We start from the raw sequence: 10,702 nt of genomic DNA on the forward strand, positions 1-10,702 counted from the left end.
CGCCCCGCCGGGCCCCCGCGGCGGGCGCCGCCGCCCCCGCGGCCCCCGGTCACTGCGCCCCCACGCGTCGACGAGCGACACGAGCAGCCCGAGCACCACCACACCGGCCAGCAGCCACCACCACGACACACCCATACCGGCGACCGTACCCGCGCGGACCGGCCGACCGGAGCCCCGGGGCCCGGCGGGGGACCGCTGTGCGGGAGCCCGCGCGTCCGGGAGCCCGCGCGTCCGGGAGCCCTGGTATCCGGGAGCCCCCGCACCCGGGAGCCCCCGCACCCGGGAACCCCCCACCCATCCCACCCGTTGTGGCCTCCAGGGGGGGCGCCCCCGCGTGTAAGGGCCACCCCTAAGGGATTCCCCCCACCCCTCACGGGTGGTCTTGCCGGTGACTTCTCCCACAACCCGCCGCAGGCGTGAAGCCGCCCACCGGCACTCCCCGTACGCTCGACGGATCGCACCCGCACCCCGCTCACCCCGTCCGCGCGGAGGTTCCCGCTTCATGAAGCTCACCGTCGTCGGCTGCTCGGGCTCGATCCCGTCCGTGGACTCGCCCTGCTCCAGCTACCTCGTAGAGGCCGACGGCTTCCGGCTGCTCCTCGACATGGGCAACGGCGCCCTCGGCGAGTTGCAGCGCCACATCGGCCTGAACGAACTGGACGCCGTCGTCCTCAGCCACCTGCACGCCGATCACTGCATCGACATGTGCGCGTACTTCGTCGTGCGCTACTACAACGCCGACCCCCTCACCACCGCGCCGCTGCCGGTGTACGGACCCGAGGGCACCGAGGAACGCCTCACCGCCGGACACGGCGACACCCCCACGCGCTCCGCGATGGCCGAGGTCTTCGACTTCCACACCCTCAAACCCGGCAGCTTCCGCATCGGCCCCTTCACCCTCCACGCCGAGCAGGTCCGCCACCCCGTCGAGGCGTACGGCTTCCGCGTCGAGCACGAGGGCCGCTCGCTCACGTACTCCGGGGACACGGGACCCGCCCCCGCACTCGACCAACTCGCCGCCGACAGCGACCTGTTCCTGTGCGAAGCCGCCTTCACGGACGGCAAGGAGGAGATCCCCGACCTCCACCTCAACGGCCGCGAGGCCGGCGAGAGCGCCCAGCGTGCCGCCGCCCGCCGCCTCGTCCTCACCCACATCCCCCCGTGGACCGACCCCCAGCTCAACCTGACGGCCGCCCGCGAGGTCTACGAAGGCCCGGTCGAACTGGCGCACACGGGCGCGGTCTACGAGATCTGAACGGCGGGGACCGCTCGGCGCCGGTACGGGTACGGGGCCGCCCCACCGCCGGGCCGCCCCGTACCCGTACCGCTCACCGGCAGGCCGCCCCCAACCAACCCGCCCGCGCCGAACTCCCCCGCCCCGTACCCGCCCCGCCCCCTCACGCCCGCGTCTCGTCCTCCAGCTCCTCCTCCGGCTCCCGCCCCGGTGTCTTCAGGTCGAACCGCGTGATCGCGAAGCGGAACACCACGTAGTACACGACCGCCGCGCACGCCCCGATGATCAACAGCAGCCACGGTTTCGTCGCCAGCGACCAGTTGATGACGTAGTCGATCAACCCCGCCGAGAAACTGAAACCGTCCTTCGCTCCCAGCGCCCACGACACCGCCATCGACACACCCGTCAGCACCGCGTGCACCGCGTACAGCAGCGGCGCCACGAACAGGAACGAGTACTCGATCGGCTCCGTGATCCCCGTGACGAACGAGGTCAGCGCGACCGACAGCATCAGCCCGCCCACCTCCTTGCGCCGGTGCGGCTTCGCGCAGTGCGTGATCGCCAGCGCCGCGGCGGGCAGCGCGAACATCATGATCGGGAAGAACCCCGTCAGGAACTGCCCCGCACTCGGGTCACCCGCCAGGAAGCGGTTGATGTCCCCGTGCACGATGTCCCCGTCCGCCGCCTTGTAGTCCCCGAACTGGAACCACACGAACGTGTTCAGGAACTGGTGCAGCCCCACCACGAGCAGCGCCCGGTTCGCCACCCCGAACACCCCCGAACCCCACGCCCCCGCGTCCGACAACCACTCCCCGAAGCTCGTCAGCCCGTCCCCGATCGGCTGCCACGCCCACGCCGCCAGCCCCCCGAGCAGCAGCCCGATGAACGCCATCAGGATCGGCACGAGCCGCCGCCCGTTGAAGAACCCCAGCCAGTCCACGAGCTTCGTCCGGTAGAACCGCCGCCACACGTACGCCGAGATCAGCCCGATCACGATCCCGCCGAACACCCCCGGATTCTGGTACGTCGCCGCCGTGAACGCCTTCCCCGCGTAGTCGACGCACCCCCCGTCCACCGCCTCCTGCCCCTTCGGGCAGTCCACCGGGAACGCCTGGAGCACCGCGTAGAAGACCAGGAACCCCGTCACCGCCGCGAGCGCCGTCGAACCGTCCGACTTCTTCGCCATCCCGATCGCGACACCCACGCAGAACAACAGCGGCAGCCCCAGCGTGGAATCGAGCAGCGCCCCGCCCGCCGCGTCGATCACCTTGGCGACGTTCGTCCACCCCAGACCGTCGTCGCCGAAGACGTCCGGCTGACCCAGCCGGTTGAGAATCCCCGCCGCGGGCAGCACCGCGATCGGCAACTGGAGCGAACGCCCCATCTTCTGCAAGCCCTGGAAGAACTTCCCCCAGGGGCCGGGACCCGCCGTCGCCGCACTCGTCGCCGCGCTCATCCACTTACCTCCCGTGCCGCCCGGGCCGCGCCCCTGCTGAGCGTCATGATTCGGCACCCCGGCCGCCGTCGCCCGTGAAGATGGGCCAACGGTGAGTTAACGTGACAAAACCCCCATCACGGAGCACCGGGCACAAGGAGCGTGGCGCATGGCCAGCAAGGCGGAGAAGATCGTCGCCGGACTCGGCGGCCTCGACAACATCAGCGACATCGAGGGCTGCATCACCCGGCTGCGCACCGAGGTCTACGACGCCTCCAAGGTCGACGAAGCCGCGCTCAAGGCCGCGGGCGCCCACGGCGTCGTCAAGATGGGCACCGCCATCCAGGTCGTCATCGGCACCGACGCCGACCCCATCGCGGCGGACATCGAAGACATGATGTGACCGGCCCGCCCGGTGACGCGGGGGACGCGGAACAGGCGTCCCCCACGACCAACTAGGCTCAGCCGCATGTCACGCATCGACGGCCGCACCCCCGACCAGCTCCGCCCCGTCTCCATCGAACGCGGCTGGAGCAAGCACGCCGAAGGCTCCGTACTCGTCTCCTTCGGCGACACCCGCGTCCTGTGCACCGCCTCCTTCACCGAAGGCGTGCCGCGCTGGCGCAAGGGCAGCGGCGAGGGCTGGGTCACCGCCGAGTACGCGATGCTCCCGCGCGCCACCAACACCCGCGGCGACCGTGAGTCCGTCCGCGGCAAGATCGGCGGCCGCACCCACGAGATCTCCCGCCTCATCGGCCGCAGCCTCCGCGCCGTCGTCGACACCCGCGCCCTCGGCGAGAACACCGTCGTCCTCGACTGCGACGTCCTCCAGGCCGACGGCGGCACCCGCACCGCCGCCATCACCGGCGCGTACGTCGCCCTCGCCGACGCCGTCCGCTGGGCGCAGGGCAAGAAGCTCGTCAAGGCCGGCCGCGTCCCGCTGCGCGACACCGTCTCCGCCGTCTCCGTCGGCATCATCGATTCCGTCCCGTACCTCGACCTGCGGTACGAGGAGGACGTGCGCGCCGAGACCGACATGAACGTCGTCCGCACCGGCGACGGCCGCTTCGTCGAGGTCCAGGGCACCGCCGAGGCCGCCCCCTTCGACCGCGCCGAACTCGACGCGCTGCTCGACCTCGCCAGCGCGGGCTGCGCGGACCTGGCGGCCCTTCAGCGCGAGGCGCTGGAAGGCTGAGCGGCGAGGCGCCCGGGGGCTGAGCGGCGAGGCACCGGGGGCTGAGCGGCAAGCGCTCCGCGCCCGAGCCGACCGCTCGGGTAAAGAAAACACCAAGCGAAGTACGGCCCACGGGCAACCGAACAATCGTTCACGGCGTCATCCCGCATGACGGAGACCCGGGGGAGCCCACTCCTCCGGGTCTCGACCCGCCGTGGACGAAAGGGACCGCCCGCTCATGCCCGCGCACCGCCGAGCCCGCCGCACCGCCGCCGCCCTCCTCCTGGCCGCCCTCCCGCTGCTGGGCCTCACCGCCTGCGACGCCGCGCAGAAGGCGCTCGACTGCGTCCACACCGCCGACACCATCGCGGACCACGTCACCAACCTCCAGCAGTCCGCCGACAGCCTCGGCAACGACCCCCTCGACCCCGACGCCGAACTCGCCGCCATCGACAAGGACCTCGACGCCCTCGGCAAGAAGGCCGACGACGCCGACCTCCAGCAGGCGCTCGACGGACTCGGCAAGGCCGTCGACACGGTACGGGCCGACGTCGCGAGCGGCGACGAGACGCCCGACCTCGACCCGCTCACCGACGCGGCGGGCGAGCTGACGAAGGTCTGCACCCCGTGACCTGCGCGGTTGCCCTTGCGGAATACTGGCGTCCATGAGCCGTCTCATCCTCGCCACCCGCAACGCGGGCAAAGTCACCGAGCTGCACGCCATCCTCAGCGGGGCGGGGCTCGGGCACGAACTCGTCGGCGCCGACGCGTACCCGGAGATCCCCGACGTCAAGGAGACGGGCGTCACCTTCGCCGAGAACGCGCTTCTGAAGGCGCACGCCCTGGCGCGGGCGACGGGCCTCCCGGCCGTCGCCGACGACTCCGGCCTGTGCGTCGACGTCCTGGGCGGCGCCCCCGGCATCTTCTCGGCCCGCTGGTCGGGCCGCCACGGCGACGACGAGGCGAACCTCCGCCTGCTCCTGGCCCAGCTCTCCGACATCGCCCCCGAGCACCGCGCGGCCGGCTTCGCCTGCGCGGCGGCGCTGGCCCTCCCGGACGGCACGGAACGCGTGGTCGAGGGCCACCTGCGAGGCACCCTCCGCCTGGAACCGGCCGGAGAGAACGGCTTCGGCTACGACCCGATCCTTGAGCCGGAGGGCCTGAACCGCACCTGCGCCGAACTGACCCCGGCGGAGAAGAACGCGATCAGCCACCGCGGAAAGGCATTCCGGGCGCTGGTGCCGGTGGTGCGGGAGCTGGTGGGGTGACGGCGGGGGCGCGGTACGGGGAAGGGACGCCCCGGGCGGGGCGCCCCTTGTGGGTGGACCCGGTGAGATTCGAACTCACGACAGACTGCACCTAAAGCAGTTCCCTCTAGCCGCTGGGGTACGGGTCCGCCCGCCCACTCTACTGGCTGCACCGGACGAGGTTCCCGTACGTGGCAGTGAGCCTGTGACAGTTCGGGCAGAGGTAGCGGAGGTTCTCGGCCCGGTTGTCCCGCCAGTCCCCGTTGATGTGATCCAGCTCCAGGACCAGCGCTTCTCCCTGCCATTCCTCGCCCAGACCACACCTGGCGCAGAGACGCGATCGCCCGGTTTCGTCGAGTGCCCGCCGCAATCGCTCTCCCGAAGTCCGCCCCGCCTCCGGTGGCTTCACGACCAGTACCTCCGCCGCCGGTTTCCGTTGGGCTGGCACGCCTCTCCTGCTCGCCCGGCCGAGGAAGTGGGCGGTGGAGATGGAGTGCCGCTCGCATGCGTTCCTCAACTGGCGGCGTGTATGTGTATTCACTTCGTGGCCCAGCGCGCGCAGGGCCTCTGCCGCGGACCGGGCCCCGGCCACCGCGTCCCTCACTTCGTCTTCGGAGGCGAATGCAGCCGGCGCTCCCTTGTGCGACAGGTGAGAGCTGTCGATGCCGAAGTGTTCCAGTCGCCTTCTCACGTGGCTGTACGGGATGTCACCGTCCGGCAGCCCGAGCCGTTCTCCGACCTCCCGCAGACTCCGCGCCCCGGCCACTGCTTCCGTCAGGGCTTCCCGGCTGTAGAGGACGGGTGCTCTCGCGGGGAGTTCGCACGGGCGGAAGTGGCTGACGTCGATGCCGTAGTGCTGGAGACGCTGTTCCAGGTACCGCTTGGACGTCCTGGACAGCGGCGCTCCGACGCGCTCCATCAGCTCCACGACGCTGCCGCACCCGGGAGCCTCTGCCGCAAGCACGGAACGCGGGTACCTCATGGCACTCATCGCGTGCGCTTCCTGCGTCGGTAGGTGTCCGTCATGGAGTGGCAGTTCGGGCACAACAGCCGCAGGTTCTCCACCCGGTTGTCACGCCAGTCGCCGTTGATGTGGTCGACCTCCATGGGGAGGTGTTCGCCCTGCCACTGGGGGCCGATCCCGCACTTCGCGCACTTCTCGGCCTCCTCGGGACGGAGCAGCGCCTTTTTGAGGCGGGAGCCTGGCACGCGGCGCGAACTGTTCGTGTCCAAGGTGAGCAGTTCCGCTCTCGTGCGTTTCCGGATTCCCTTGGAAGCGGCGCCGCGCCGAATCCGCACGAAGTGCGACGTGTCGATGCCCAGCTGCCTGATTCTCCGGCTCAGGTGGGTGTGCCAGCCGCCCACCTGGTCGACCCCCAGGCGCGACAGCACCTCGTTCATGTTCCGTGAGGCCGCGACCGCCTCGGCGAGTTCCGCCCGCGTCCACCGGCCGCGTTCGTCCTCCAGGCTGTCCAGGTCGAGACCCAGCGCTTTCATGCGCCGCCGCAGATACGTGCGCCGCTGCCGGTCCGGGTCCACCCCCAGCCGCTGCCAGACCTCCCCCCACGTCCCCGCCCCCGCGAAGGCCCCCCGCAGCTCCTCGTCCGTATACCTGACCGGCATCCCGCACCCCGTTCGATCGAGCGTCCACCCCCCACAACGACACCCGTTCGATCCCGGTTACCCCGAACAGCGGAATGCCCCGCACCTTCACCGGTACGGGGCGTTCCTCTTCACACAGGTCGGATCAGCCGATCGTCAGAACTTCGGTTCCGGGGTCTGGGCGTGGACGATCTCCGCCGCCTCTTCCTCCGTCTCCACCGACGGGGGCGAGCCCGCGAGGGGGAGGTTGGCCGTTTCCTTCAGGCACAGGACCGCGATCACGCCGACCACGGCCGCCGCCGTCGCGTAGTAGGCCGGCATCAGGTTCGTGTCGAAGGCGCTGATCAGGGCGGTGATCACGAGGGGGGTCGTGCCGCCGAAGATCGAGGTGGCCAGGTTGTAGGAGACCGAGAGGGACCCGTAGCGGACCTGCGTCGGGAAGATCGCCGGGAGCGCCGCCGACATCGTGCCGAGGAGGCAGACCAGCGAGAGGCCGAGGAGGAGCAGGCCGAGGGCGATCAGGACCACGCTGCCCTGGCGGATGAGGAGGAAGGACGGCAGGGAGAGGACCAGGAAGCCGATCATGCCGCTCATGAGGAGCGGTTTGCGGCCCAGCCGGTCCGAGAGCCGGCCCACCTGCTGGAGCAGGCACATCTGCACGACCATGACGAGGAGCAGGATCAGCAGCCCCTTGTTGGTGCCGTAGCCGAGTTCGTCGGAGAGGTACGTCGGCATGTAGGACAGCAGCATGTAGTCGGTGATGTTGTACGCGGCGACGAGCGCGAGGCACAGCAGCAGCGGGCGCCAGTACTGCGTGAAGATCTTGCCGAGGTCGGAGGCGGCCGAGGTCTCGACCGCGTCGGCGGCCTCGCTGGCCCGTACCTGGCCGCCTTCCAGCTTCTGGAACGCGGGCGTCTCGTCGAGCTTCATCCGCAGCCACAGGCCGATGAAGCCGAGCGGTGCCGCGACGAGGAAGGGGATGCGCCAGCCCCAGTGGAGCATCTGGTCGTCGCTGAAGAAGGTCGTCAGGAGGACGACGAGGCCGGAGGCCGCGACGTATCCGGCGAGGGTGCCGAATTCGAGGAAGCTGCCGAAGAAGCCGCGCCGCTTGTCGGGCGCGTACTCGGCGATGAAGGTCGAGGCGCCCCCGTACTCGCCGCCCGTCGAGAAGCCCTGGACGAGGCGGAAGAAGATGAGCAGGACCGGGGCCCAGATGCCGATCGTGGCGTGCGAGGGGATGAGGCCGATCGCGAGGGTGCCGACCGACATCATGATCATCGTGATGGCGAGGATCGACTTGCGGCCGATCTTGTCGCCGAGCGGGCCGAAGAAGGCGCCGCCGATGGGCCGGACGAGGAAGGCCACGGCGAAGGTCGCGAAGGAGGAGAGGAGCTGGGCGGTGTCGTTCCCGGAGGGGAAGAACACCTTGCCCAGCGTCGACGCGAGATAGCTGTAGATCCCGAAGTCGTACCACTCCATGGCGTTGCCGAGCATGGCCGCCTTGGTGGCCCGCTTGACCGCCGCCTCGTCGGTCACGGTGATGTCGCTGCGGCGCAGCCTGGGATTGCGCCGTTTGTCGATCGCGCGGAAGAGCACCCGGTGGCGTCTGACCGCGGCGGGGTCCACCACCGGCTCGTCGTTGTCGCTCGCCGCCATCACGGTGTTCCTTTCGCCGGTCCTATTGCCAAGCTGAACACCTGCGCGCTTCCGCCGCGCTCAAACAAACTCGTTCAGGGGGCACCGATCCGGCTACCGAGAGTGATGGTCCTGTCCTTTTTCACACGGTTTCGGCGAGACTCAGATCACGGATGATCTTCGCGACGTGACCGGTGGCCTTCACGTTGTAGAAGGCGCGTTCGACCTTGCCCTCCTCGTCCACGACGATCGTGGAGCGGATGACACCGGTGACGGTCTTGCCGTAGAGCTTCTTCTCGCCGAAGGCGCCGTACTCCTCCATGACCGCCTTGGACGGGTCGGAGACGAGCGTGACGCGCAGGTTCTCCTTCTCGCGGAACTTCGCGAGCTTCTCCGGCTTGTCGGGGGAGACGCCGATGACGTCGTAGCCCTCGCCGGCGAGGAGGTCGAGGTTGTCGGTGAAGTCGCACGCCTGCTTGGTGCAGCCGGGGGTGAGCGCGGCGGGGTAGAAGTAGACGATCACTTTCCGTCCGCGGTGCGCGGAGAGCGAGATCTCCTTGCCGTCGGCGTCCGGAAGGGTGAAGTCGGGGGCGGGATCGCCGGGCTGAAGGCGCTCGCTCATGGGGTGCTCCTGTTTCCGGGGAGGGGTACGGGGTACGCGGCCGAGCCTAAGCCAGCGCGCGGGCGAGCCGGGCGGGCCCGCCTGGCTCCCGTGCCCGCCCGAACGGCTCGGCGGTCTCCCCGTACGGCTCCCGCGCCCTGCCCGTGCGGTCCGTACAGGGGGTGCCGAGGGGTGCGCGGGCGGTACAGCTGACAGACTGTCGTGCTACGGGCCCCGAGCGGGGCGCGGTGAGTGCACAGGAGCGACGGGTGTCCCCGATCGAGGGCCCCGGGACACGACGACGGAGGCAACGCGGTGTCGGAAGCGGATGCCAGGACCCCTGCGGAGATCGAGGCGGACATCAGGCGCCGGCGTGTGCTGCTGGCCGAGACCCTCGACGAGATCGGGGTGCGTGTGCACCCGAAGACGATCGCGGGCGATGCGAAGGCGAAGGCGACGGCGAAGGTCGATCAGACCCTCGGGCGGGCGTACGTGGAGGTGAACCGCACGCTGAGCGGGGTGCGCGCGAAGTTCGTGGACGAGGAGGGCAGCCCGCGCCTGGAGCGGATCGTGCCGGTCGCCGTGCTCGTGGTGGGCGTGGTGGGGCTCGTGGTCGCCTCGGGGCGCAAGGGCAAGAAGAAGTGACGCGGCCCGGGGGCCGGGTGCCGTCCGGTGCCCCGGGTCCCGGGGTTCCGTACCGGCCGTGCGGGGCCCCGGGTTAGATTTCCTGGCGTGAGCGAGAACCACGGCACGAACCAGGCCCACGACACGCAGGCCCACGACACGCGGGCCCATGACGACAAGCTGCCCATCCGGATGCTGCACGACCGCGTCCTGGTACGGAGCGACAACCCCGAGGGGGAGCGTCGCTCGGGCGGCGGGATCGTCATTCCGGCGACGGCCGCGGTGGGGCGGCGGCTCGCCTGGGCGCGGGTGGCGGCGGTCGGGCAGAACGTGCGGACGGTGGAGCCGGGGGACCGGGTGCTCTACGACCCGGAGGACCGCGCGGAGGTGGAGGTGCGCGGTGTCGCGTACGTGCTGATGCGGGAGCGGGATCTGCACGCGGTGGCCGCGGACCGCTTCGAGGGCACGCAGGACTCGACCGGGCTGTATCTCTGATATTCGCCGAGGGCCCCGGGGTGGTGACAGGAGTCACCGCCCCGGGGCCCTCGGTGTTGCTAGCCTCGGAAGCACCCCGACGAGACGCGCCGTACCGGGTCACGAAAGACGACGCACCCCTGTTCGCGCTCTTTCGTTCGGAGGTGTCCCGTCATGGCGTGGATCGCTGTGATCATCGCGGGTCTGCTGGAAGTGGCCTGGTCGATCGGCATGAAGTACACGCACGGTTTCACGCGGCTCGTGCCGAGTCTCTTCACCGGTGCGGGCATCGTCGCCTCGATGGTGCTGCTCGCCTACGCGGCGAAGACGTTGCCGATCGGTACGGCCTACGGGGTGTGGGTCGGGATCGGTGCCGCGGGTGCGGCGGTGCTCGGCATGGTGGTGCTCGGTGAGCCGGCGACGGCGGCGCGGATCTTCTTCGTGTCGCTGCTCGTGGTGGCCGTGGTGGGGCTGAAGCTCACGTCGGGGCACTGACCGCCGCCGGTACGCGGAGCGGGCGCCGTCCGGGTGGACGGCGCCCGCTCCCGTACGTGCGGGAGCGGGCGTTCTCCGCGTGCCGTCAGCCGCCGCCGAGGATGCCGCCCGGGGTGCCGCCGCCGGGCTGTTCGCCGCCGCCGCCCGGGTCGCCGTTCGCTCCGCCCGGGTCTCCGGCGCC

Annotated in this window: 13 protein-coding genes, 1 tRNA gene and 1 riboswitch; of the genes, 8 read left to right on the forward strand and 6 right to left on the reverse strand. The window is 70.6% G+C overall.

The window, feature by feature from the left end; translation table 11 throughout:
- Window positions 1–502: 502 nt before the first annotated feature.
- Window positions 503–1,255: an MBL fold metallo-hydrolase gene (locus G3I42_RS03600; RefSeq protein ID WP_164282390.1), complete on the forward strand. Its 753-nt coding sequence runs from the start codon at window positions 503–505 to the stop codon at window positions 1,253–1,255.
- Between the two features lie 142 nt (window positions 1,256–1,397).
- On the opposite strand, the gene G3I42_RS03605 is transcribed toward G3I42_RS03600, so the two are convergent.
- Entirely contained in the window at window positions 1,398–2,690 is a 1,293-nt protein-coding gene (locus G3I42_RS03605; protein ID WP_164282391.1) for a PTS transporter subunit EIIC, read from the reverse strand.
- Window positions 2,691–2,838: 148 nt separating this feature from the next.
- Between G3I42_RS03605 and G3I42_RS03610 the strand changes: the two genes are divergently transcribed.
- The 4 genes from G3I42_RS03610 to rdgB all read left to right on the forward strand — a co-directional run bounded on the left by G3I42_RS03610 (window position 2,839) and on the right by rdgB (window position 5,111).
- On the forward strand, window positions 2,839–3,072 hold the full coding sequence (locus G3I42_RS03610) for a PTS glucose/sucrose transporter subunit IIB (RefSeq protein WP_008745947.1): 234 nt from the start codon (window positions 2,839–2,841) through the stop codon (window positions 3,070–3,072).
- Window positions 3,073–3,138: 66 nt separating this feature from the next.
- The gene (rph, locus tag G3I42_RS03615; protein ID WP_164282392.1) at window positions 3,139–3,864 is read left to right on the forward strand and encodes a ribonuclease PH; all 726 of its coding nucleotides are present in this window, start codon (window positions 3,139–3,141) and stop codon (window positions 3,862–3,864) included.
- A 217-nt stretch (window positions 3,865–4,081) separates the two neighbouring features.
- Window positions 4,082–4,474, forward strand: coding sequence for a hypothetical protein (locus G3I42_RS03620; protein ID WP_164282393.1), 393 nt, complete (start codon window positions 4,082–4,084; stop codon window positions 4,472–4,474).
- A gap of 34 nt (window positions 4,475–4,508) precedes the next feature.
- Window positions 4,509–5,111, forward strand: a complete 603-nt coding sequence (gene rdgB / locus G3I42_RS03625) for an RdgB/HAM1 family non-canonical purine NTP pyrophosphatase (protein ID WP_164282394.1) — start codon at window positions 4,509–4,511, stop codon at window positions 5,109–5,111.
- Between the two features lie 54 nt (window positions 5,112–5,165).
- On the opposite strand, the gene G3I42_RS03630 is transcribed toward rdgB, so the two are convergent.
- The 5 genes from G3I42_RS03630 to bcp form a co-directional block, all read right to left on the reverse strand.
- Window positions 5,166–5,239: transfer RNA gene (locus tag G3I42_RS03630), tRNA-Leu, on the reverse strand.
- 11 nt (window positions 5,240–5,250) lie between these two features.
- The gene (locus G3I42_RS03635; RefSeq protein ID WP_164282395.1) at window positions 5,251–6,081 is read right to left on the reverse strand and encodes an HNH endonuclease signature motif containing protein; all 831 of its coding nucleotides are present in this window, start codon (window positions 6,079–6,081) and stop codon (window positions 5,251–5,253) included.
- The gene (locus tag G3I42_RS03640) at window positions 6,078–6,713 is read right to left on the reverse strand and encodes an HNH endonuclease signature motif containing protein (RefSeq protein WP_164282396.1); all 636 of its coding nucleotides are present in this window, start codon (window positions 6,711–6,713) and stop codon (window positions 6,078–6,080) included. The genes G3I42_RS03635 and G3I42_RS03640 overlap by 4 nt, the downstream gene beginning before the upstream one ends.
- 135 nt (window positions 6,714–6,848) lie before the next feature.
- Window positions 6,849–8,348 carry a glycine betaine/L-proline transporter ProP gene (gene proP / locus G3I42_RS03645; RefSeq protein WP_164282397.1) on the reverse strand — a complete coding sequence of 500 codons (1,500 nt, stop codon included), beginning with the start codon at window positions 8,346–8,348 and terminating at the stop codon, window positions 6,849–6,851.
- Between the two features lie 121 nt (window positions 8,349–8,469).
- Window positions 8,470–8,949 carry a thioredoxin-dependent thiol peroxidase gene (bcp, locus tag G3I42_RS03650; protein WP_164282398.1) on the reverse strand — a complete coding sequence of 160 codons (480 nt, stop codon included), beginning with the start codon at window positions 8,947–8,949 and terminating at the stop codon, window positions 8,470–8,472.
- Between the two features lie 294 nt (window positions 8,950–9,243).
- Here bcp and G3I42_RS03655 point away from each other — a divergent pair, with 294 nt between their 5' ends.
- The 3 genes from G3I42_RS03655 (at window position 9,244) to sugE (ending at window position 10,521) form a co-directional block, all read left to right on the forward strand.
- Window positions 9,244–9,573: a DUF3618 domain-containing protein gene (locus G3I42_RS03655; RefSeq protein WP_164282399.1), complete on the forward strand. Its 330-nt coding sequence runs from the start codon at window positions 9,244–9,246 to the stop codon at window positions 9,571–9,573.
- A 171-nt stretch (window positions 9,574–9,744) separates the two neighbouring features.
- A complete protein-coding gene (locus tag G3I42_RS03660; protein ID WP_164282401.1) occupies window positions 9,745–10,047 on the forward strand; it encodes a co-chaperone GroES in 303 nt (100 codons plus the stop codon).
- 53 nt (window positions 10,048–10,100) lie between these two features.
- Window positions 10,101–10,165, forward strand: a riboswitch (guanidine-III (ykkC-III) riboswitch).
- Between the two features lie 35 nt (window positions 10,166–10,200).
- Window positions 10,201–10,521, forward strand: a complete 321-nt coding sequence (gene sugE, locus G3I42_RS03665) for a quaternary ammonium compound efflux SMR transporter SugE (RefSeq protein WP_164282400.1) — start codon at window positions 10,201–10,203, stop codon at window positions 10,519–10,521.
- Window positions 10,522–10,702 lie beyond the last annotated feature (181 nt).

It is taken from the genome of Streptomyces sp. SID11385 (assembly GCF_010548245.1).
Lineage (GTDB): Bacteria > Actinomycetota > Actinomycetes > Streptomycetales > Streptomycetaceae > Streptomyces.

What these genes read in the sequence shown, in the direction of transcription:
- G3I42_RS03600 (WP_164282390.1), top strand. Translation starts at nt 503, where the DNA reads ATGAAGCTCACCGTCGTCGGCTGCTCGGGCTCGATCCCGTCCGTGGAC.
- G3I42_RS03605 (WP_164282391.1), bottom strand. Translation starts at nt 2,690, where the DNA reads ATGAGCGCGGCGACGAGTGCGGCGACGGCGGGTCCCGGCCCCTGGGGG.
- G3I42_RS03610 (WP_008745947.1), top strand. Translation starts at nt 2,839, where the DNA reads ATGGCCAGCAAGGCGGAGAAGATCGTCGCCGGACTCGGCGGCCTCGAC.
- rph (WP_164282392.1), top strand. Translation starts at nt 3,139, where the DNA reads ATGTCACGCATCGACGGCCGCACCCCCGACCAGCTCCGCCCCGTCTCC.
- G3I42_RS03620 (WP_164282393.1), top strand. Translation starts at nt 4,082, where the DNA reads ATGCCCGCGCACCGCCGAGCCCGCCGCACCGCCGCCGCCCTCCTCCTG.
- rdgB (WP_164282394.1), top strand. Translation starts at nt 4,509, where the DNA reads ATGAGCCGTCTCATCCTCGCCACCCGCAACGCGGGCAAAGTCACCGAG.
- G3I42_RS03635 (WP_164282395.1), bottom strand. Translation starts at nt 6,081, where the DNA reads ATGAGTGCCATGAGGTACCCGCGTTCCGTGCTTGCGGCAGAGGCTCCC.
- G3I42_RS03640 (WP_164282396.1), bottom strand. Translation starts at nt 6,713, where the DNA reads ATGCCGGTCAGGTATACGGACGAGGAGCTGCGGGGGGCCTTCGCGGGG.
- proP (WP_164282397.1), bottom strand. Translation starts at nt 8,348, where the DNA reads ATGGCGGCGAGCGACAACGACGAGCCGGTGGTGGACCCCGCCGCGGTC.
- bcp (WP_164282398.1), bottom strand. Translation starts at nt 8,949, where the DNA reads ATGAGCGAGCGCCTTCAGCCCGGCGATCCCGCCCCCGACTTCACCCTT.
- G3I42_RS03660 (WP_164282401.1), top strand. Translation starts at nt 9,745, where the DNA reads ATGCTGCACGACCGCGTCCTGGTACGGAGCGACAACCCCGAGGGGGAG.
- sugE (WP_164282400.1), top strand. Translation starts at nt 10,201, where the DNA reads ATGGCGTGGATCGCTGTGATCATCGCGGGTCTGCTGGAAGTGGCCTGG.